19 protein-coding genes and 4 pseudogenes are annotated in these 20,788 nt (G+C 62.3%); 9 read left to right on the forward strand and 14 right to left on the reverse strand.

The window, feature by feature from the left end:
• Window positions 1–12 precede the first annotated feature (12 nt).
• Window positions 13–171 (forward strand): annotated as a pseudogene (locus AC1DK4_RS37105) (IS5/IS1182 family transposase); the annotation flags it as partial.
• 315 nt (window positions 172–486) lie between these two features.
• Here AC1DK4_RS37105 and AC1DK4_RS37110 read toward each other — a convergent pair.
• The 4 genes from AC1DK4_RS37110 to AC1DK4_RS37125 form a co-directional block, all read right to left on the reverse strand.
• Complete coding sequence (locus AC1DK4_RS37110) at window positions 487–705, reverse strand: BON domain-containing protein (protein ID WP_441650329.1); 219 nt, start codon at window positions 703–705, stop codon at window positions 487–489.
• 122 nt (window positions 706–827) lie between these two features.
• Entirely contained in the window at window positions 828–1,103 is a 276-nt protein-coding gene (locus AC1DK4_RS37115; RefSeq protein ID WP_441650330.1) for a DUF2188 domain-containing protein, read from the reverse strand.
• Window positions 1,104–1,686: 583 nt separating this feature from the next.
• Window positions 1,687–3,897 (reverse strand): amylo-alpha-1,6-glucosidase, encoded by a 2,211-nt coding sequence (locus AC1DK4_RS37120; protein WP_441650331.1) that lies wholly within the window; start codon window positions 3,895–3,897, stop codon window positions 1,687–1,689.
• 16 nt (window positions 3,898–3,913) lie between these two features.
• Window positions 3,914–4,993, reverse strand: a complete 1,080-nt coding sequence (locus AC1DK4_RS37125; protein WP_441650332.1) for a glycosyltransferase family 4 protein — start codon at window positions 4,991–4,993, stop codon at window positions 3,914–3,916.
• 260 nt (window positions 4,994–5,253) lie between these two features.
• Here AC1DK4_RS37125 and AC1DK4_RS37130 point away from each other — a divergent pair, with 260 nt between their 5' ends.
• The 4 genes and pseudogenes from AC1DK4_RS37130 to AC1DK4_RS37145 all read left to right on the forward strand — a co-directional run bounded on the left by AC1DK4_RS37130 (window position 5,254) and on the right by AC1DK4_RS37145 (window position 7,144).
• A complete protein-coding gene (locus tag AC1DK4_RS37130; protein WP_441650333.1) occupies window positions 5,254–5,607 on the forward strand; it encodes a DUF6444 domain-containing protein in 354 nt (117 codons plus the stop codon).
• A gap of 126 nt (window positions 5,608–5,733) precedes the next feature.
• On the forward strand, window positions 5,734–5,961 hold the full coding sequence (locus AC1DK4_RS37135; RefSeq protein ID WP_441650334.1) for a hypothetical protein: 228 nt from the start codon (window positions 5,734–5,736) through the stop codon (window positions 5,959–5,961).
• Between the two features lie 251 nt (window positions 5,962–6,212).
• Window positions 6,213–6,584: a BON domain-containing protein gene (locus AC1DK4_RS37140; RefSeq protein WP_441650335.1), complete on the forward strand. Its 372-nt coding sequence runs from the start codon at window positions 6,213–6,215 to the stop codon at window positions 6,582–6,584.
• Window positions 6,585–6,686: 102 nt separating this feature from the next.
• A pseudogene (locus AC1DK4_RS37145) lies at window positions 6,687–7,144 on the forward strand (PRC-barrel domain-containing protein).
• A 27-nt stretch (window positions 7,145–7,171) separates the two neighbouring features.
• On the opposite strand, the gene AC1DK4_RS37150 reads toward AC1DK4_RS37145, so the two are convergent.
• From AC1DK4_RS37150 to AC1DK4_RS37160, 3 genes are all read right to left on the reverse strand, one after another.
• Window positions 7,172–7,789: an acetate uptake transporter gene (locus AC1DK4_RS37150; protein WP_441650336.1), complete on the reverse strand. Its 618-nt coding sequence runs from the start codon at window positions 7,787–7,789 to the stop codon at window positions 7,172–7,174.
• 91 nt (window positions 7,790–7,880) lie between these two features.
• A complete protein-coding gene (gene acs / locus AC1DK4_RS37155) occupies window positions 7,881–9,854 on the reverse strand; it encodes an acetate--CoA ligase (RefSeq protein WP_477132139.1) in 1,974 nt (657 codons plus the stop codon).
• Window positions 9,855–10,651: 797 nt separating this feature from the next.
• Window positions 10,652–11,032: a hypothetical protein gene (locus tag AC1DK4_RS37160; RefSeq protein ID WP_441650338.1), complete on the reverse strand. Its 381-nt coding sequence runs from the start codon at window positions 11,030–11,032 to the stop codon at window positions 10,652–10,654.
• A 448-nt stretch (window positions 11,033–11,480) separates the two neighbouring features.
• On the opposite strand from AC1DK4_RS37160, the gene AC1DK4_RS37165 reads away from it, so the two are divergent.
• The 3 genes from AC1DK4_RS37165 (at window position 11,481) to AC1DK4_RS37175 (ending at window position 14,295) form a co-directional block, all read left to right on the forward strand.
• Entirely contained in the window at window positions 11,481–13,205 is a 1,725-nt protein-coding gene (locus AC1DK4_RS37165; RefSeq protein ID WP_441650339.1) for an ABC transporter ATP-binding protein/permease, read from the forward strand.
• 159 nt (window positions 13,206–13,364) lie between these two features.
• Entirely contained in the window at window positions 13,365–13,847 is a 483-nt protein-coding gene (locus AC1DK4_RS37170) for a Spy/CpxP family protein refolding chaperone (RefSeq protein WP_441650340.1), read from the forward strand.
• Window positions 13,848–13,926: 79 nt separating this feature from the next.
• Window positions 13,927–14,295, forward strand: a complete 369-nt coding sequence (locus AC1DK4_RS37175) for a hypothetical protein (RefSeq protein ID WP_441650341.1) — start codon at window positions 13,927–13,929, stop codon at window positions 14,293–14,295.
• A gap of 181 nt (window positions 14,296–14,476) precedes the next feature.
• On the opposite strand, the gene AC1DK4_RS37180 is transcribed toward AC1DK4_RS37175, so the two are convergent.
• The 4 genes from AC1DK4_RS37180 to AC1DK4_RS37195 form a co-directional block, all read right to left on the reverse strand.
• A complete protein-coding gene (locus tag AC1DK4_RS37180) occupies window positions 14,477–15,103 on the reverse strand; it encodes a hypothetical protein (protein WP_441650342.1) in 627 nt (208 codons plus the stop codon).
• A 928-nt stretch (window positions 15,104–16,031) separates the two neighbouring features.
• Window positions 16,032–16,232, reverse strand: coding sequence for a hypothetical protein (locus tag AC1DK4_RS37185; protein ID WP_441650343.1), 201 nt, complete (start codon window positions 16,230–16,232; stop codon window positions 16,032–16,034).
• 208 nt (window positions 16,233–16,440) lie between these two features.
• Window positions 16,441–16,758, reverse strand: coding sequence for a chaperone modulator CbpM (locus AC1DK4_RS37190; RefSeq protein ID WP_441650344.1), 318 nt, complete (start codon window positions 16,756–16,758; stop codon window positions 16,441–16,443).
• A gap of 4 nt (window positions 16,759–16,762) precedes the next feature.
• Window positions 16,763–17,713: a DnaJ C-terminal domain-containing protein gene (locus AC1DK4_RS37195; RefSeq protein ID WP_441650345.1), complete on the reverse strand. Its 951-nt coding sequence runs from the start codon at window positions 17,711–17,713 to the stop codon at window positions 16,763–16,765.
• A gap of 141 nt (window positions 17,714–17,854) precedes the next feature.
• On the opposite strand from AC1DK4_RS37195, the pseudogene AC1DK4_RS37200 reads away from it, so the two are divergent.
• Window positions 17,855–18,394, forward strand: a pseudogene (locus tag AC1DK4_RS37200) (NRAMP family divalent metal transporter); the annotation flags it as partial.
• A gap of 809 nt (window positions 18,395–19,203) precedes the next feature.
• On the opposite strand, the pseudogene AC1DK4_RS37205 reads toward AC1DK4_RS37200, so the two are convergent.
• The 3 genes and pseudogenes from AC1DK4_RS37205 to AC1DK4_RS37215 form a co-directional block, all read right to left on the reverse strand.
• Window positions 19,204–19,941, reverse strand: a pseudogene (locus AC1DK4_RS37205) (transposase domain-containing protein); the annotation flags it as partial.
• 51 nt (window positions 19,942–19,992) lie between these two features.
• Window positions 19,993–20,352, reverse strand: coding sequence for an IS66 family insertion sequence element accessory protein TnpB (gene tnpB / locus AC1DK4_RS37210; RefSeq protein ID WP_441650346.1), 360 nt, complete (start codon window positions 20,350–20,352; stop codon window positions 19,993–19,995).
• The gene (locus AC1DK4_RS37215; RefSeq protein WP_441650347.1) at window positions 20,337–20,609 is read right to left on the reverse strand and encodes a hypothetical protein; all 273 of its coding nucleotides are present in this window, start codon (window positions 20,607–20,609) and stop codon (window positions 20,337–20,339) included. The genes tnpB and AC1DK4_RS37215 overlap by 16 nt, the downstream gene beginning before the upstream one ends.
• Window positions 20,610–20,788: the final 179 nt, after the last annotated feature.

The following is a 20,788-nucleotide window of genomic DNA, read 5'->3' on the forward strand; positions in this document are numbered from 1 at the left end:
AAGAGCACTTAAGAGCACTTTGGCTGGGGCAAGACGGTCGGACGGCTTCGCCAAACCGTATATCGTGGCCTCGAACGCGTGGACCAACACTTCAAGCTGACGATGATCGCCAGCAATCTGACCCGAATCGCACGAATACTGGGTGCGGTGCCGCGAGGAGCGGTGCAATGAGCCGCCAAAGCGCGGTTGCCGCACAGCGCCGTTCTGGCGCGCCTCGGAATTGGGGCGCCCAATCGCATGGCATGGTAGGAATTCAGCGGCCATTTGCATGTCGAGTCGTGTCTAGCTGCGCTGCGCCCTTCGTGGCGGAGTGCTTTTCAACAGCCTGCTAGATCCGCCAGCCGCTTCCCCTGCTCCGCCGCCATTCACTGCGTGAAGACGTCGGGCGCGGGGCCAGCCTGATCAAATGCCCAGGCCGGACGTTCAACCGCCCCGTCAACACGCTAAGCATCGCCGGGGGCTTTTTCTGCGAAAGGTATGCAATACCTATTTCTCGACCTCAAGGCCGTCCACGACAGATTGCACGCCCTCCACTGTTCGGACCGCATTCAAGGCCGTCAGTTTTTCGGTATCGCTTTGCGCCTTGCCGTTGAGCTGCACGATGCCGTTATCGGTACTCACCCGCATCCGGCCTGATCGAAGCCCGGAGGCAGGAAGCTGCTCTCTCACCTTCATGGTGATTGCACTGTCGGTAACGTTTGTCACGGGTGTCCGCGCGGACTTCACAATGCCGCCGCCAAACTCACCTTCCGGGGCTCCGACGGGTCTATTGATGGCGGGGACACCCTCCATTGCCGCAGGCAATCTGGGCGCATCTGTCCCCGCGGTTACCTCGCCAGCGGTCGCAAGCAATCCCGCAAGACTAGATAGCCCTTCACGTTCCGCGGATCGTGGCCATAGCTGTAGAGCATACGAATCTGGCCGTCCCTACCATGGACCAACAATTCCACGTTATCCCTTTTGGCCTCGGCGGTGCCGGATTCGATCGCTCCTCCTGGCTGTCGTGCTGCGAAGGAGCCTGATGCGCCCCTTCGCGGACCACATGCCGACCATCGTGGTGTGGCACGATATGCATATTTTTGTTTGACCGTGGCAGTCTCCATTTGTCTGGTCCGTGGGCTGAATTTACCCGAGCGACCACCCAGCAATCGAAGGCGTCTAACACGGCAGACTGGAAGTCTGGGCGCGAGGCGACAGAAGTTACACACCACCAAGGCGCCGTTGAGTGCACACACAAGATACCCACTTGAGACTTCCGCCTATAACTGGTGCACATACGACACCAGTCGGTCCCGAACGGCACAATGCAGCACTTCGTCGCGGAGCGCCCGCACAAGCGCTCGACGTTGATTTCCCGTTATCCCCGAGCGTCTGGCAGGTCAGCAGTTGATGGTCGGATAGCGTTCGCCCACGCGCGTAGAACGCCCGCAAGGACAGCCAGTTGCTCACGCCGAGCGCATTGTGACGAGAAAAACCCGGCTACGCTGCTTGATAACATCGCGGAGAACTGGACGGAGGGCACTGCATCATGAGAGGACCCCGGCCTGCTGGGATCCGCAATCCTCAGGCGCCGGGTCTGGGCCCCGTCTCCTGACCTGACTCGTGGCAAGGGGCGAGCGCACCATGCCCATGCCGCTGGCGCGGCATGGGTTCGAACTGGCGTAAGGCCACGGAAGCTGGCGCCGGCTAATTCCGCGTGATAATCCGAATCGGCCCCTGCCGGGACAACACGTCAACCACCACACGCTCGCCAGAGCGGCGCACCGCCACGTCGGCGCTGCCACCACCGACAGCCAAGTTGCGGAATATCACTTCGTCGAGGAAGGGCGGTAGCGAAGGATCCTCGAAGGTGATCGCCGGCTCGCGCGTGTCGAAGTTCAGCCCCAGGCAGGCCTGCAATAGCAGCAGCGGAGCGGCGGCAGCCCAGGCCTGCGGCGAGCAGGCCACCGGATAGAACGTCGGGCCCTGGCTGCGCTGGCGCGGGAAGCCGCAGAACAGCTCGGGCAGGCGTCGCAGGTCGATATAGTTGGAGGCCGCGAACAGGCCCTCGAAGATGCGGCTGGTTTCCGGATGGAAGCCGTAGCGCGCCATGCCGGCGGCGATCAGTGCGTTGTCGTGCGGCCATACCGAGCCGTTGTGGTAGCTCATGGGGTTAAAGCGTGCCGCATCGGCGGACACGGTGCGGATGCCCCAGCCGCAGAATGAGGTGCTTTCCATCAGGGTCGCCACCACCGAGGGCGCGCGCTCGGGGAGCGCGATTCCGGTGAACAGAGTATGGCCCGCATTGGAAGCACGTATGCGACAGGGGCGCTTGTCGCCGTCCAGCGCCAGCACATAGGTGCCCAGCGCCGCGTCATAGAAGCGTGCGTCGAACGCGTCGCGCAGCAATTCAGCCTTGGCCGCGTAGGCCGCTGCGCCTTCGCTGTCGTCCAGCGCCGCGCGGATCGACGCTGCAGCCTGCCAGGCGCCATAGGTGTAGGCCTGCACCTCGGCCAGCGCAATCGGGCCGGGGGCGAGCCGCCCGTCCTCATGGAAGACCGAATCGCGGCTGTCTTTCCAGCCCTGGTTGATGAGGCCTTCCGGCGACTGCCTGCCATATTCGACAAACAGGTCGCCATCGCGATCGCCATAGTCGTTAATCCAGCCCAGCGCCGCCCGGATGTTCGGCCACAGCGTGCGAATGGTCTCGACATCGCCGGTGCGCCGGAGGTAGGCGCCGGCCAGCAGCACAAACAGCGGCGTGGCATCTACGCTGCCGTAATAGAGCCCGAACGGCACCTCCCCGAGTCGTGCCATCTCGCCATGGCGCATTTCGTGCAGGATCTTGCCCGGTTCGGCATCGGCCTGGGGATCGACCGTTTCCGCCTGCATCACGGCAAGGTATTGCAGCACGCCGCGTGCGATCTCTGGGTCCAGCCAAAGCGTTTGCAACGCCGTGATCAGCGCATCGCGCCCGAATACCGTGCTGAACCACGGAATGCCGGCATACGGGTAGGGCCCGTGCACGGTGTTGGTCAGCAGCATGTAGAGGTCAGATACGCTGCGCCGCGCCACCTCGTTGAAGAGTTCGTTGGAGGTGGTGATGGATGCCGCGCGGCGTGTCGCGCGTCGCAGCTCACGCCGCGACTGGAGCAGTGCGCTAAGGAAGGATTGCGTCTCCTCGGCCTCGCGCTGCACCGACGTGCAGCGTATTTCCATGCGAAGCACCTGGGAGCACGACGGCTCGAGCGTCAGGGTGAAGCTCGCGCCGTTTCCACGTAGCTCGGCCGGCGCCGGGTCAAAGGCGAGCCGCGTTTCGCGCCGCCCCTGGTCCAGGCCGGTATAGCTCAGCGTGACCGCGGCGCCCGCGACAACCGGTGCATGCACGGTGCCGCGCCGCGGCCGCTGCGCGCCGCGCACTTCGAACAGGTCGGCGAAGTCGGCATCGAAGGCAATATCCACGCGCACGCGCCGTGACACCTCGTCATAGTTGCGCAGGCTCAGCCGCTCATAGCAGGCGCCATTCCACAGGAAGCGCGATCTGCGCAGGTGGATCAGGTCGTGCTCGAGCCTCAGCTTGCCATCGTCATCAAACAGGTCGGGGTTGGTCAGGTCGCAGGTCAGCGCGGCGTTGTCGTCGCGCAGTGTTGACGACAGCAGCATCGGCCGCTCGCCGTCGATGGTTAGCCGCAGATAGGAGAGGTGCCGGGTATCGAAGTGAAACAGTCCTTCGGGGCTGCCAAGCGCTCCGATCGCATCACCGTTGTGGTCGAACAGCGCGAAGGTGTCGCCGTGCTTTAGCGTGCGCGGGCGCCGTTCTTGCAGAGACGCCGCCGCTGGGATGTAGAATTGGGCGACCTGGTTGGCACCGGCGACTAGCCCCGGGCTGACTGGTAGTTCATTGGGGTCCGTAAGCATGGTGAGATTCCTCCGTTCATGCGAGCGCCGGTTCGCCGGACTCGCCTTCCGACGCGTCTGCTTCGTCGGGTTCCGCCAGGCTCCGGTAGATGCGCACGTACTCGAGCGCCATCCGCTCAACGGTGAAGCGCCCTTCGAAGGCTGCGCGCACGGCGGCGCGCGGCAGCGTGGCCGCGCGATGCACCGCCGCCACCGCTTCATCAATACTGCGCACGATATAGCCGCTAACGCCGGCCTCAATCACTTCCGGCACCGAGCCGCATGCAAACGCGATTACGGGTGTGCCGCACGCCATCGCCTCGATCATCACCAGCCCGAACGGTTCCGGCCAGTCGATGGGAAACAGCAGCGCGCGCGCATTGCCAAGGAAGGCGGCTTTGTGATATTCATCGATCTCGCCGATATAGTCGACTCCCGGGTGCCCCGCGACTAGGGGGCGGATGGTGCTCTCCCAGTAGTCGCGGTCAACCTTGTCGATCTTGGCGGCGATCTTCAGCGGCATTCCAGCGCGTGCCGCAATCTCGATGGCATGGTCGGGACGTTTCTCCGGCGAAATCCGGCCGAGGAATGCCAGGTAGTCGCCGCGTGGATTGGCACAGCAGGGCAGCAAGTTCACCGGCAGCCCGTGGTGCACGGTGCCGGCCCAGTTCACCGGCGGCATCGGCGCGCGCTGCGCGGTGGAGACCGACACCAGCGGAAAATGCGGGAAGTGCGCGTAGAACGGCTGCAGGTCGGGCAGGTCCAAACGGCCATGTAAGGTCGTCACGGCCCGCACGGGCATGCGTCGCAGCAACGGGAAATGCACCATGTCGATATGGAAATGCAGCACGTCAAAGCTGCTGGCCCTCGCCATGACTCGGTCCAGCATCACAACATAATAGGGTAACGGATCGCGCACGCGCGTATCCAGGCGCAGCGCCATGTCGCAGCACGGTACCAGCTCGGCTCGCGTGGCCGAGTCACCGCTTGCGAACAGCGTGACTTCGTGGCCCTGCCGCACCAGTTCTTCGGCCAGGTAGGAGACGATTCGCTCCGTGCCGCCATACAGGCTTGGCGGGCAGCGCTCGGCTAATGGTGCAATCTGCGCAATCCTCATAGGCACCCCAGTCGTGTACGAATACCAAGGGTTGGATGACCGCGACAGGGCGTGGACTGATGAAAGGCAAATTAGCCGGCACTTTCACGGTGTCGTGCCCAGCGTGCGGATACGCGGCAAGGTTGCTCGCGGCGATCGGAGTCCTGTTTCCACATTAGTTCAAGGCGGAAGGAAGTTCGCCTTCATTAAACAAGATCTGTGGCTGGGTGATCCGCCAGCCGCATGGGCCCACCTCTGCGAAGTGCTTCATAGTGCTACGCATGACGAAGATCCCGAGCCTCAACGACCTGACGCCAGAGCAGAAGGACGCTCTCATCATTGAGTTGGTGACGCGGCTCGATGCGCTTGAGACGAAGCTGGAGAAGGATAGCCACAACTCCAGCAAGCCGCCTTCGACCGACGGCATGAAGCGCAAGCCGAAGTCGCTGCGCGAGCCGGGCATGAACCCGCCGGGTAGTCAGCAACGAAATCCAGACCTCGGCGCAGGCAGCCACCGCGCTCGCCCCATTGCCGGCGATTTCGCCTTCATGCTGTTCAGTGCCGGCATCGATACTATGTCGGCATGGGCTTCTCGAACCTGGTGGCGTTCTTCATCATCCCGACGACAGCAGTGACGCTCAACCTGCATGGCGTCATCGCGCCATGGCATAGGCGGAGGATCCGCCCAGCACGGGAATCGCCAGCAAGCCGGTGCCGATGAGGGCGCCTTCAAATGGAAGAACAGCCTGGAGCGCACGCCGATGACGGCAAAGGCCTTCTACGGCATCATCGCCGTCTCCACCCTGATCGGCATTGCGCTGGGCTTCACCGCGATCGACCCGATCAAGGCGGTGACGATGCTGATGGCGGCGCGCACCGACATCATGGGCGAGTTCGTCATCAGCACAAGGCTGAAGGTGCTGAGCTGGCTCGCCACGCTGATGATGGCCTTGGCTGTCTGCGCGATGCTGGTGACCATGCGCGCCTGAGCAGCGCTTGAGCGGCGCCTGTCCGGCAAGCGCTTGCGCAAGGCGAAGTGCCATGAAAGACATCTCCGTGTCCGCCATCGTACCGACGCCATGGCCGATCCATGTCAGTCTCGATCCATCGGATGCCGCTTGCAGGGAGATACGATCCCTCGCGAGACCATGCCGCGCGGTTGCATTCGCCTGGGGCTGGCTCGCCCGACGAGCCGCTCCGGCTTATGACAACCGATTGGATCTGAATCGAGGTAACTGACGTGAAAACCATCCATCCCCTGACATACGCCATCGGCACCGCGTGCATCACCCTCGCGGCCAGCCTGTACGCTCCGCTGAGCCTTGGCGCCACGAACGACGCCGGGCCGTCGCCCATGTCGTCGATCAATCCGACCCATGAGCCGGTTGGCGACGCCATGAGCGACACCGCGATCACGACCAAGGTCAAGGCCAGTTTGCTTGAACAGAAGAAGCTGAGCTCAACGCACGTGCATGTCCGCACCCGCGAAGGCGTGGTGCGCCTGACCGGCAGCGTCCCGACCGCGACCCAAAGACAGACTGCAGCCGATGTGACCCACGCCGTCAACGGCGTGAAGTCGGTCGAGAATCATCTGTCCGTCCACCAGTTGTAACGAACAGCCCGCGCAGCGCCACGAGCCACCGGCCGCGGCGCTGCGGCGGGGGCTGCCGCTTGTTGCATTCGCCGAAGGCATTCCCCTGCCTGGAGTCAACCCATGAATCCCTATGAACTCGACCACAACAGCGGTGGCCCGCGCGCCACCATCGTCGGCAAGATCGAAGAGAACAGTCCCGGGCCCGGGCCGTTCCTGATGGCTGCCGATACGCTGGAAGGCAACCCGGTGATTGGCCCCGGCGGCGACAAGCTGGGCAAAGTCGACCACATCATGCTGGACGGGGCGGGCGCATCGCCTATGCGGTGCTGTCCTTTGGCGGATTCCTCGGCATGGGCGGAAAGCTCTTCGCCGTGCCCTGGTCCGCGCTCACGCTCGACATCCAGTGCAAGAGCTTTGTGCTAGGCATCGAGAAGGAAGTGCTGGAGGCCGCGCCCGGCTTTGACAAGGACCACTGGCCAAGCATGGCGGACGAGCAATGGGCCACCAGCATCCATGAGTACTATGGCCAGCCCCCGTACTGGGAGCAGGACCGGTATCAGCGGGAGACGCGGCTCTGAGGCCGCCTGCCTCCCTCGGCTGCGGCGCTACACTGCGTGCGGCACCGCTTCCGGGACGCGTTGCGGCGGGAGGCCTCGCGCTGCTCCGACCGGAAGCACGGCTCGCTGATACACCTCATTGATGACGTCGGCCGCCGATAGGTAGAACGCCAGTGCCGCCGTCAGGAGCCCGGTGTATCCGCCAGCGATATGCAACGCGCCGGAACCCGTCCAGTCGCCCGCGGCCAGCAGGAAGAAGGTGATCCACAGCGCCAGGAAAACCAGTTGCAGCGCCCGTGGCGACCTGAACGTGGCCAGCCACATGTAGAACGTAAAGACGCCCCACAGGAACAGGTACCACCCCACGAATGCGGCCGGCACCTTGTCGTGCGGGAACATGAGGAACAGCGCGAACGACCACCAGAACGCCCCATAGCTCAGGAATGCCGTGGCGCCGAACGTATTGCCGCGCGGCAGCTCCATCACGCCTGCGATGGCCTGCGCGGTACCGCCATAGGCCAGCGCGCAGGCCAGTACGAGCCCCATGGATTCTGCCGGGAACCAGCCCGCGTTGATCATGCTGAGCAGCCATGTTGTCAACGCGAAGCCCGCCAGTCCCAGCGGGGCGGGATTCGATAGCTTGAGTTGGGTCGATGCTGTGCTCACTTTATATCTCCAGGATGGCGGGGGGGGCGGCGGCCCCGAGGCGCTCCAATGAGGAGACGCCCCGGCAGCCCGGATTCCGGCCTCTGCCTGTTCAACGAAGCTGCTCGAGAATCGCCGGGTTCTCAAGGGTTGACACGTCTTGCGTGATCTCTTCGCCCTTGGCCAGAGAACGCAACAGACGGCGCATGATCTTGCCGGAGCGGGTCTTCGGCAGGTTATCGCCAAAGCGGATGTCCCGGGGCTTGGCGATCGGTCCGATCTCCTTGCCCACCCAGGCGCGCAGCTCGCCGGCGATCTTCTCCGCGGCCTCGCCTTCCGGCCGCGGGCCCTTCAACACCACGAACGCGATCACCGATTCGCCCGTGACATCGTCCGGACGGCCGACCACCGCGGCTTCGGCAACAAGCACGTTCGCAACCAGAGCCGACTCGATCTCCATCGTGCCGAGCCGGTGGCCGGACACGTTGAGCACATCGTCGATGCGGCCCATGATGGTGAAATAGCCGGTCTCCACATCGCGCACTGCGCCGTCGCCGGCGAGGTAGAGCTTGCCGCCGAGCTCCTCGGGGAAATAGCTGGTCTTGTAGCGTTCAGGATCGCCCCAGATGGTGCGCAGCATGGCGGGCCATGGGCGCTTGATGACCAGGATCCCGCCCTGGCCTGCCGGCACGTCCTGTCCCGTTTCATCGACGATCGCGGCCATGATGCCGGGCAGCGGCAGCGTGCACGAGCCCGGCACCAGCGGCGTGGCCCCGGGCAGCGGCGAGATCATGTGACCACCCGTTTCGGTCTGCCACCAGGTATCCAGAATCGGGCAGCGGGAGCCGCCGATGTTCRTGTAGTACCACATCCAGGCTTCCGGATTGATCGGCTCGCCGACCGTGCCGAGGATACGCAGGGAGGAAAGGTCGTAGCGCGCGGGATGTACCTTCTCGTCGACGGCCGCGGACTTGATCAGCGAGCGGATGGCGGTCGGCGCGGTGTAGAAGACCGTGACCTTGTGCCTCGCGATCATGTCCCAGAAGCGGCCCGCGTCGGGATAGGTCGGCACGCCCTCGAACATCACCTGGGTGCCGCCCATCGCAAGCGGGCCATAGGCAATGTAGCTGTGCCCGGTGATCCAGCCGATGTCGGCGGTACACCAGAACACATCGGATGGTTTCAGGTCGAAGGTCCACGCCATGGTCTGCGCGGCCCACAGCAAGAAGCCCCCGGTGCTGTGCTGCACGCCCTTGGGCCGGCCGGTCGAGCCGGAGGTGTAGAGGATGAAAAGCGGATGCTCCGCGCTGACCCATTCCGGCTCGCAGGTGCCGGCTTCCGACTGCGCAAGTTCGTGCATCCAGAAGTCGCGATCCACATGCCACTGGATCTTGCCGCCGGTGCGGCGGTAGACGATCACGCTCTTCACGGCTTCGCAGCCGCCCWGGGCCAGKGCTTCGTCCGCGATATTCTTCAGCGGCAGCGCCTTGCCGCCGCGCATCTGTTCATCGGCGGTGATGAGCGCAACGGCGCCTACGTCAACCAGCCGTTCATTGAGCGATTTTGCCGAGAAGCCACCGAACACGATCGAATGCGTGGCGCCGATGCGGGCGCACGCCTGCATGGCGACCACGCCTTCCACCGACATCGGCATGTAGATCACGACCCGGTCGCCCTTCTTCACGCCCTGCGTCTTGAGCGCGTTCGCGAACCGGCACACACGCTGCAGCAAGCCCTGGTACGTCACGTTGACGACTGTGCCATCGTCAGCCTCGAAATGGATCGCTACGCGGTTGCCGTTACCCGCGTCGACATGGCGATCGAGACAGTTGTACGAGGCATTCAGCGTGCCATCCTCGAACCATGTGTAGAAAGGCGCCTTGGACTCATCGAGCACCTTGGTGAAGGGCGTCTTCCAGGTGAGCGCTTCGCTGGCAAGACGTCCCCAGAAGCCGTTGTAGTCGCGCTGGGCTTCGGCGACCAGCAACTTGTACGCGTCCATGCTCGGGATCGCCGCGTGCGCCGCCAGGTCTGCCGGCGGCGGAAAGAGGCGGCGTTCATGAAGAACCGATTCGATGGCTGACATTCCAGATTCCTCCGTCAATATCGTAGGGAAGCGTTATGCAAGACCCGATCACTGTATTCCCCGAAACGCGACGGCGTCTGTACGGTGACGGACCGGGAGTAAGGCAGCATCCATGAAAACGCATCCAGGCGAGAAGCGCCCCCCGCCGATATCGATGCCCGCTAGCGTACCGACGCCAGGGTGAAGTTCGCGTAGTGTCACCTACGATGGCTGCGCGCGAGGGCTGGTGTCCGGCTTCCTCGCAACGTGGAGACCGGTGAGGCGTCAGGGCGTTGTCCCTGCGTATTCCCGCTCTCATTGGATAAGCAGCCCGTCACACAGCCCACGACTTCATGGGCCGTTCAAGTCAGCAAAAAAGGAATCATCATGAAATATTCGAACCTGATAGTCGCGGCACTGATGGCGCTCGCTGTGACGGCATGCACGGGCCCGGCCGGGCCGCAAGGCGCAACGGGTGGCACCGGAGCACAAGGCAACACCGGCAATACCGGCTACATGGGCGCGACCGGCCAAACGGGCGCAACCGGAGACACCGGGGCGACCGGGGGCGCTGGGGCAATGGGCTCCACGGGCGCGACCGGCGATACGGGTGCAACTGGCGGCACGGGCGCCAGGGGTAGTACGGGCAGTACCGGGGCAAGAGGCAGCAAAGCCGACAGCACTGTCGTCATCGTCCCTCGCTGAGGGTCGCTGAGCTGGCCATGGATTGAACGCAGAAAGCGCATCGCTGCGCGCGGGTAGTTCCAGCACGCTGCGATGGCGGTACCAGGCGACGTTCAGCCTCGACGTTCAGCCTTTCAACGAGAGACTGGGCCTCCCGCCATCCAGCCTTGGATCCAGCCTTGAATACGGCGGCTGAACAAGACTCGCCAGGAAGCGCCAGCGGCGCGGGCCGACTGCATTTGCGCCGGCTCGATCGGCCATGCGCCGGCCGGCGGCGGACAGGCAACGCCCTGCGCGGTGCGCAACAAGGTGTCATCGTCGCAATCCATCACGGCGGTAAGGGTTTCACGTGGTATGCCGGCAGGGTAGATGACAAGGAGAATATCGTTGACGATCTTTTCGCTCTCGAACGGGCCGAAGCGATAGGTGCAGCCGCCATCCACCTCCGCAAAGAACCAGTGCTGCGGATGGCTTCGATAGATGACGACGACGGTTCGGTGAGCTTCCTTTGACATTCCACTACCCCCAACTATCCGCGATCCGGGACGGAGTGCTTTGTGATTCATGTTCGTAAATTCCGGCAAACAACGCTCGCCCCGCGATCCGAATCTGAAACTGGTGGGGCCCCACACCGGACATGTTCCAGAAAATCCCAGCGCCGACTTTGGTATGTAGCGGCATGTGCGCCCCTACGTATACATATAGCTACCTCCCGGCAGAAGTGCTGTCCGCAAGCGTACGGATTGGCGAACTTATTTGGGCGCGGACCGATGCCATGCCCACAGATTTACGATTCCCTGCAAAAAGCCGCCAGCGTCGGTAGGTTGGCCTATATTTCAGTAGCTGACGCGCTAATGGCTCCAATGGCTCCAATGAATCCGGCAGACATCAAAGGGACGCGTGAGGCGGGACATGTCATGGGCAAAAGGCGTCACCCGGCCCGACGCCGCGTAGAGAAGGACGATGGGAAAATCTGGCGGCAACTTGTGGGTGCGATTCTGGGAAATTGCAAAGCCTTACTGGTTCTCTCAGGAGAAATGGAAGGCGAGGATTCTCCTTATTCTATTGATCTTGTTACTGCTCGGTCAAACAGGGACGAACGTACTGTTCAATGAGCAATCGGGGGAGTTCACATCGGCGCTGGCCGCGAAGGATGCCGGCAGATTCTGGCACTCCATTCTGATATGCGTCTATGTGTTGATCGCCGCCGTGCCGGTCTACGCCTTTTACTACTACGTCAGGAACACGCTTGGTATTCACTGGCGCCGCTGGCTGACCCGTCACTACCTGGATAAGTATTTCAGTCATCATGCGTTCTACAAGCTGAACGCCAGCGCCTCGATCGACAATCCGGACCAGCGGATCTCGGAAGACATCAATACGTTTGCAAATCAATCGTTGTATTTTTTCCTAATCAGTCTGGGGGCGCTTTTGCAGCTGATTGCGTTCGGTGGTGTTCTCTGGTCGATCTCCAGGCAGCTGGTGCTATTTCTTGTTGTCTATGCGATCGTTGGCACGTCGATCTCGATCTTCGTGTTCGGTCGTATCCTGATCGGGCTGAATTTCTATCAGCTGAAACGAGAAGCCGATTTTCGCTTCAGCTTGATTCGGGTACGCGAGAATGCGGAGTCGATTACCTTTCATCGCGGCGAGGCCCACGAATCCCTGCATGTGCGAGGCCGTTTCGACCATCTCTTCACCAATTTCAACAAACTGATCCGATGGCAGCTGAACCTGAATTTTTTCCAGTATGGCTATGCGTTCCTCACCATCATGCTGCCGAGTGCCATTGTGGCTTCACGCGTCCTCTCCGGCGAACTTGAAGTTGGCCGGGCCATCCAGGCAGCCGGCGCATTTGCCGCGATCCTGGCCTCGCTCACCGTGATCGTCGACAACTTTGAAAGTCTGAGCCGGTTCGTCGCCGGACTCGACCGGCTGAGCACATTCTCTGGCGCCCTGGCGCAGACGCCTGTCACGCTGGCCGCGCAGGCCGCGTCGCATGGCGGTGGGAACAAGATCGAAGCGGCGCGAGACGCGCGCCTGGCGCTCGAGCATGTCACCTTGCAGACGCCGAACTACGAACGGACCCTGGTCAGGGATCTCACGGTATCGATCAACCCGGGAGAGGGATTGCTGATCGTGGGCGCGAGCGGGGGTGGCAAGAGTTCGTTGATGCGCGCGATAGCGGGACTCTGGAACTGCGGGACCGGCCGCATCGTCAGGCCGGAACTGGAGCATATGCTGTTTCTGCCGCAGCATCCCTACATGGTGCTGGGCAGCCTGCGCAGCCAGTTGCTCTATCCGGATCGCAATGGCCGCAAGGTATCCGATAAGGAACTCCGGCTGCTGCTTGAGATGGTCAATCTGCCGGACGTCGTGGACAGATTTGGCGGCCTGGATGTGGATCTGGACTGGGGGAAGGTGCTGTCCGTGGGAGAACAGCAGCGCCTCACCTTTGCCCGCGTGCTGCTCGCCAAACCACGCTATGCCATGCTGGATGAGGCCACCAGCGCCCTCGACATCGGCAACGAGGAACACCTCTACTTCCAGCTTTCGACGGGTTCGACAACGCTAGTCAGTGTCAGCCACCGTCCCACTCTCCTGAAGTATCACCAGCAGGTGCTGGAGTTGAGGGGCAATGGGGAATGGGCGCTCCACCCCTCCGGGAGCTACCGCTTTAGCTGGTGAGCTCCCGCACCGCAACGCCCGCAACGGCCCCGCTGTGCTCATCCTTGTCCGGTGCCGGACAGACACAAGCCGGAATCTGGTCCACAAGTAAGCATGCGATCGCGCCGCCAGCGATGGCGATCTGTCGGCGGGATCATGGAATTCCCGTGGAGACCGATCATGAAACTTACTGCCCAATCGTACCTGCCGAAGACGGCATACGTGCTGCCGTCCGTCGCGCTTTTCTCCATGCTGGCGCTGGCCGTTCCCGCCGGGGCCATCACCGCCACGGACGCGCAGGGCTCCCCGCATGTCTTGAAGATCGCGAAGCAGGATCGCATCGATACGCACATCAGCGACCTCCACACGAAGCTCCAGATTACGCGCACGCAGGAACAACTCTGGCAGAAGGTCGCACAGGTCATACGCAACAACGCAAGCAAGATGGATTCGCTGCGGCAGGAGCGCACTGAGGATGCCAAGGGCATGACCGCCGTCGGCGACCTCAAGTCCTACGGGGATATCGCCGATGCGCATGCCGATGGCATCAGGAAGCTCACGCCCGTGTTCCGGGATCTGTACGACAGCATGTCGGACGTGCAGAAGAAGAATGCCGACCTGATCTTCCGGAACCGGCAACAGCATGCGTCGACAAAGAACTGAAGCCCCGGGCCCGGACGGCCGCCGTGGGTACAAGCAACCCCGCGCGGTTCGGGCTTTCGCTCAAGCACAGGAGAGCATGATGAACACCTCAACAACGCGATCGCGCCGGGTGCGCCCGGCGACCGTGAAGGCCGCCGCGGCATTCGGCCTGGCGCTGGCACTGGGTGTCGTGTCGACGGCACCGGCCTTTGGCGACGACCACCATCCCGGCCAGAACCATGGCAACCAGCATGCTTCGTCCCGTCAGGGACACAACGGCAACGGGCAGGGCAACCAACGCTACGATCACGCTCGTGACCATCACGACTATCACGACTATCGCGGCTATCGCGACTATCACGGCAACTACTATGACAACCAGCGCTATGTCTACGCGCCGCCCCCGGTAGCTTACGTGCCCCAGCCGGCGCCCGGCATCAGCCTGTTCTTCCCTCTGCAGATCCGCTAGCCAGGCAAGGCATGGCAAACCTCCCGGGCAACGAATACGTTGCCTGAGAGGGCCCCGCCCGCGCCAGGTACGCACCGGTCAGTGTGCAGTGTTCGCTACGCTGCCAGCGCGCCGTTGTCGTTGCCTAAGTCGCACCAGTCTGCGCGTGGCTTGATCTCGCACCATTCTGCTTGCCCTCGGTTCAGATCCGAACTGGCGTTCGCGTGTTCCGCACCGGATCTATCCGGCACAACAAGGATCCCAGCGATCCGCGAGAATGTCCGTACGGTGGCGGACAACGCGAGTATTTTGTGCTGCCGTTGGCGGGACACCGGCTGAATGTAAGCGCGAAATTGCAACGCATCGCTTTATCCGCGCGCACCATGATCCAGCATGACTCCCCGTTGTTGCGGCCGATTTGCGCCCACTGGCATCGGCACGAACCGTGCCTTTGTCTAAGCAGATCCTGAGCCTTCTTGCTGCGCGCAACAAGTGAAGAAGTGTCAGACGAAGCGCCGTGGAGTTTGTAGGATGCAAAGATCTGGTGCCAGAGCCCCGCTTCGCTGGTCTGGCTGTCGGGACGCCGATTCCACACCACCAAGGGCACCGCGGCTTTGAAGCGCTCTTCCAGCACCTTGGCAACGTACCACTGCACACAACGCGTCTTTCCCAGCCGAGAAGCGCCATAGACGTAGCTGCCGGGGCGCTGCTGTTCGATCCAGTCGCCCACCTGTTTAATCATCTCGTGCATCGGCGGCGTGTACACGGCGTACTGCTTGGTCACGATGCAGTGTCGGGGATCGATGCGTTCGGGCAGTGAGAATGTCATGGCCTATTTGGACTGAGCCATTCGGCGCGGAGGCAGCGTGGATTCGGAGTCGTGGCCCCGCGCCCCGGGCCCGACCTCTTGTGGAGAGCGCCGGCCGGTTCCTCCCGACGGGCTATCGATTCCCGGGGCACGGCCTGCGACGTCGCCCCGTGCCGCCGCGGCGTCAAACATGGTTGCCCCGATCGAGCTGTTGGCTGCTGCGGCCAGGATGCGCCTCGCCTCGAGGTAGGCGGGGTGGGCCGGCAATCTGTGGTTCGTCTGGCTTTCCACATAGCGCAGGAATACTTCGATGGCGTCAGCGCCGGCTGGAATCRTGAACTGCCCACGGGCGCAGGCTTGGCAAACCGCAGCACGGACTGCCAGGCTGTGTGGTGACAAGTTCCAAGGCGGCGCTGCCCGCAGCACACCTAGCGACATGCCATCCAGGGTGGAAGCCGGTGCGATGCGACAGTCATCCTCCTGGTGACAGGTCACCCAGATCTCTGCGCCGACCAGGTCCTGCCGGTTGTGAAGCACCTCGTTGGTATAGCGGCTGTAATAGAACTCTACGAAAGGGGCACGCCCTACCTCCGCGCCACCTCGCACGCGACTTGTTCGCCGGTTTCCGAGGAGTCTGCCAGAATCTTCGGGCGACAGGCCCTTGGCCAGGGCCATGCGGCGTTCGTGTAGCCATGGGTGTCCACTGCCAGTAACGACAGGCGGATACCCGACCTCATCGAGCATGCGGAGGCCACCCTGCGCTACGTGCGTGGCTTGAACGTGCAGATGATCGGCTGGTTGACCGCCCACCATCTGGCTGTGACGCGGATTTCCGTCGAGCTGCAGCATGAGCGCGGGCGGGAAGCGCTGCCATCAACCGTCATTGAGATCGTCCTGGCCGAACCATCCTCGAGCGAGGACTGGACCAGCCGCTCGCGCAGCAGCCGCACTAGATGGTGTCCTGCACGGTCGAGCCTCGCGCCAGCCCCTGTGTGGAGGTCAGCGCAATGCAGCGCACGTGTTGGCCATCGAGTTGTGCCAGGACTTCCGCAGCGATCCGGCCATCGGGCCCGGCACTTCGACGCCGCCGCCACGAACTGAGGCTACCGCGCGCCGGTTTGTCGTCATCGGGAGCCCCTTCGTAATCCATGGATATCGCCGGCCCCACAATTCGTGGATAGAAACTGGCGGGGCGCAACGCCGGACATTTTCCGAAAGTCCCGTGCCGACTTTGGTCTGTTGCGGCGTGTGCGCCCACATCTGTTTCATAGCCTGTTCCGGGCACGAATGCTGTCCGCAAATGTACCGTCTGGCGGAATTATCAGAGCAACACAGCGCCTGCCCAGTCGAAGGCAAAATCAAGTCAGGTTCGCGCGCCGCAGTCTCGCGCGGAGCGAGTTGATCTCATCCAGCAGATCGAGTACTAGGGCAACGCCCGCCGCGCTCAACTCTAGGTCACGCGTCAGCCGCAGTGCGGCGCGGGTACGTGTCAGGGTGGCGCCTTCAAAGCGCCAACCCTGCTCGTCCTCGCCGCACGGCGTCAGCACGCCTTCATCGACCAAGGCAACCACCTGTTCAATGTCGGCATGACAGGCCACGCTCAACTCGATGAGCGAGAATTGAACGTCTTCCTCGACAAGAATCCCATGCAGTATCGAACCACTTTGATCGCTCATCGCATCAAGCCTCCAGTGAACCGCGCGGGGCAAAGCCGCTAAAGGCCTTGGCCATTTCCCGGTATGCTTGCCTAGCGTCTTCCGTATCCGCCGGCGGCAAGGCGATGGACAGCACCGCATAGAAATCGCCGGGTGGCGTGCTGGGAAGGCCCTTGCCCTTTAGCCGCAGCTTGCGGTCCGGCGACGAGGCAGCCGGCACGCTGACTTGCAGAACGCTGCCGTCCGGCGTGGGTATGTCGACGTGGGTGCCCAGCGCGGCTTCCCATGGGGCGACCCGCAGGTCCAGGTAGACGTCGCGATCGTCGACGCGGAACAACGGATGGGGCGCGATCGCGATCTCGAGGTACAGGTCACCGGCAGGCGCGTCTCCGATCCCCGGGCCGCCCTGTCCGGCAAGCCGAAGATGCTGTCCACCGCGAATGCCCTTGGGAATATTCACTTCCAGTTGCCTTTCCTGCAAGCACACATGCCCGCTTGCGTCCACCTGGGGCGTGTGCATCGAGATGGTGCGGCGCCCCCCCAGGTAAGCGTCCACCAGATCGATCTGTACTTTGGCGTGATGATCCCCACCGGCCATGCGGCCATCATGACGTGCCCCGCGACCCTGTGCCGATCTTGCCCCGAACAGCGATTCGAAGAAATCGCTGCGATCCATGTCGTGATCGAGATCAGCTTCACCACCGCTGAACTCGAAGCCACTGTCCCATCCCGGCGGCGGGGTGAATTCGCGGCCGTGCTTGTACCGAGCTTCCACGTCGTCGTAGGCCGCTCTCTTTTCCGCGTCGTTCAACGCCACATAGGCCTCAGCAACGTCCTTGAACCGGGCTTCCGCATCCGGCTCCTTGCTGACGTCCGGGTGATACTTGCGCGCGAGCTTCCGGTAGGCACGCTTGATCTCATCTTGCGTGGCCGTGCGCTCCACCCCAAGCATCGCGTAGTAATCCTTGAACTCCATAGCTACCCTCGGCAACTGGCGTGCGGAACGCGCACGGCGCTTGCGGATGACGCGCCTCTGAGTATAGGCAAAGGGAGCCGCGTGCGAATCATTGGGCGCACATGGCGCGTGAACTGGAGGGCGAGCGTCCCGGAACCTGCTATGTTAGCGGCAATCCCGTTGCTGGAGACACCGGTGAAGAAGCCAGGGCCTGCCCCGGCCAAGCGATCATGGCTTGGGAAACTTGGGCCGGGACTGATCACTGGCGCGGCGGACGACGACCCCAGCGGCATTGCGACCTATTCGCAAGCCGGCGCGCAGTTTGGCTTCAACATGCTGTGGACAGTACTCCTCACCTACCCGCTCATGGTGGGCATACAGGTGGTCAGCGCCCGGATCGGGCGGGTAAGCGGTCATGGGCTTGCCACAAATGTCCGCAAACATTATCCGGCGTGGCTCTTGTACGGTATCGTGAGCTTTCTCCTGATTGCCAATACCGTCAATATCGCGGCCGACGTCTCGGCCATGGGCGAGGCATTAAGTCTGATCACCGGCGGTCCTACGCAGCTGTATGCCGTGATGTTCGGCATGATTTCCTTGCTGCTGCAGGTATTCATTCCTTACCGGCGCTATGTCCGTTTGCTGAAATGGCTTACGCTCGCCTTGCAGGCATATATGGCCACGGCATTCGTCGTGCACATCCAGTGTCGAATTGTCCGGGTCCAATTGTGAGTTGCTCCGCTAGAAAATGCGGTATGTAATAAGTCGAGTGATGCGCGCAGTAATCCACGAGATAGACTCGACTCCATGCATCGTTGAACACAGGAAGGAACCGGATCGCCAAGTATGTTGAAGCGCGGATCGCGTCTCATGCGGCATGTTTGCGCGACGCATTCGATCAGCTCGTCCGTTTGGCAGTCGCAGGCTTTCAGCCTGACAAAATACCGGCCCAGATACCAAAGACTTGCTGTGCAGCCCTTTTTCAACGCTCTTATCGATTGGTGCCGCGCTTCTGCGCCGCGGATTCATCCGCATTGGCGCTACTCAGCTACAAGGTCATAAACAAATTTTTTCCTTGTCCACGAAGATGACCCTACCGCAATCCAAAAAAACCTAGTACAAAAATGACGATAACAACGGCTCCCACAAGCCAGATTATGTTGTTCATGATGCTCTCCTTTAGTTCTGCGCGCACTTGGACGCCAGGCGATGCGTCGATCGCGGCCAACCAGGAAACGCGCTGGATTATTTCTCTTTCCGCTACGGAAAGGGACTTGATCGTTGCGCCAGTATTCCCCTGGCAGAAAACACACGCCCCACGATATCGACCGGGTAGCCTTTCGTGTATACAAAGCATATTTTCACACGCGACGTAGTATGTCTGTACGGTAGCGGTCAATAGTGGGCGTGTCGTCAGCAGCGCGGCTGATGGTGAGGAGTAGTGTCGCCAGCGGACGGGCAATGCGAGCAGTCCTATGCCAATGATGCCGAGGCTGAATTGCAGGAACGGAAACTGGGCGCAGTAGTGCACTGGCCTGGCCGACCCAACCGGCCAGAGTCGATCGGCTCAATTCGACACCGTCCCGCGCGTATATCGCTGACTGACGGTACAGGGGGAGATGGTCGCAGAACTTACTAACCAGGACATGGGCGAGCAGGCCTGGACCCGGCATACCGCGATCAATGGGTCGGCTGGGTGCGGCAGCCTGCACGATGCAGTCACAGCAAGCGCAGGCCTTCGTCGGCCGACGATGACGAATCACTTGCCAATGCCCAGGCACGTACTCGAGCTGCTCGGCGATTTGCTCGCCGAGATCGCCGAGTGCTCCACCGCACTGCGGGCAGCACTCATCATCGGGCTGATGGACGATATCTTCGGGCGGTAGATGATCAGGGAGCGGTTTGCGTCCAGTAGGCTTGCCCGCGTCATTGGGGCGCTGCTTGCGCGTCTCGAGAGCCGTCGCGCCTTCGTCGGCCTGCAGATCCTCAAGGCGCAATTCCAGTTGCTCGATCTGGCGATCGATCTTCTCGGACTTGCGCCCGAACTGCATTCGCTGGAGCTTGGCGATCCACAGCTTCAGGCTCTCGATTTCCAGCGCTCGGTCCGAGAGAGTCTTCTGAAGCGTCGCGACGGTGTCGCGCAGATCTTCCAGGTCGCTGTCACGCTCGCGCAGCGCCGCTTCGCGCGCGAGCAGGAGCGCCTTCAAGGCGTCGATGTCTTCCGGAAGCGAAGCGTCGCTGGAGTTCATGCAGGCAGTTTACGCGCCCACATCTCCTCTCACGTGCGTTGTCACAGACGTTTACAAAGCACTGCAAGGACGGGCGGAATCGATGGGCTGCCGCCAATCGAATCCCTCCAGCAGTAGGCCAAGTTGCGCGCTCGTCAAAGCTACTACCCCACCTTCGGCGCGCGGCCATGCGAAGCGCCCCCGTTCCAGCCGTTTGGCAAACAGGCACAGTCCGCCATCGCGCCAATACAGGCACTTGAGCAGATCGCCACGTTTGCCTCTGAAGATGAACACGTGGCCCGAGAAGGGGTCCTTCTGAAGTACTGTCTGCACCTTGGCCGCCAGGCCATCAAAGCCGCATCGCATGTCCGTAAAACCTGCGGCAACCCAGATTCGGGTGTTCGCCGGCGGCCCCATCATTGGCTCAGGCATTGCACCACCGTGCGCAGGACTTCCGGATCGACCCGGCCTTCAATGCTCACTTGCCCCTTGGCCAGTTGCAACCGTATGACCCCGGTGGGCGTTGCTTCCGGCTGATCGCACTGGTTTCCTACAGGAGGCACGTCGACCGATCCTTCGACTGCGGGTGCCTCAACGATGACGGGCAACAGCAGTGGGTCGTTCGCAACCTCAGGCGGGCCCAAATCGCCTGCTCTATACATGCGACGCCAGCGAAAGAGCATGTTCACGTTCAGGCCGTGTTCCAGCGCTAGTCAGTATGACTCCCCAGGAGGCAAAGGCTGGCCCGCCGTGAGGAATCAAACGCGGGTTAGCATGACTGCCAGAGCCGCATGGTGTGGACAGTGCCACACCCGGCGATTTCCAGCGCGGAGGCCAGCATGGAACACGATAGCACTTTGTATGTCGG

Source organism: Cupriavidus sp. 05N38 (assembly GCF_056397345.1).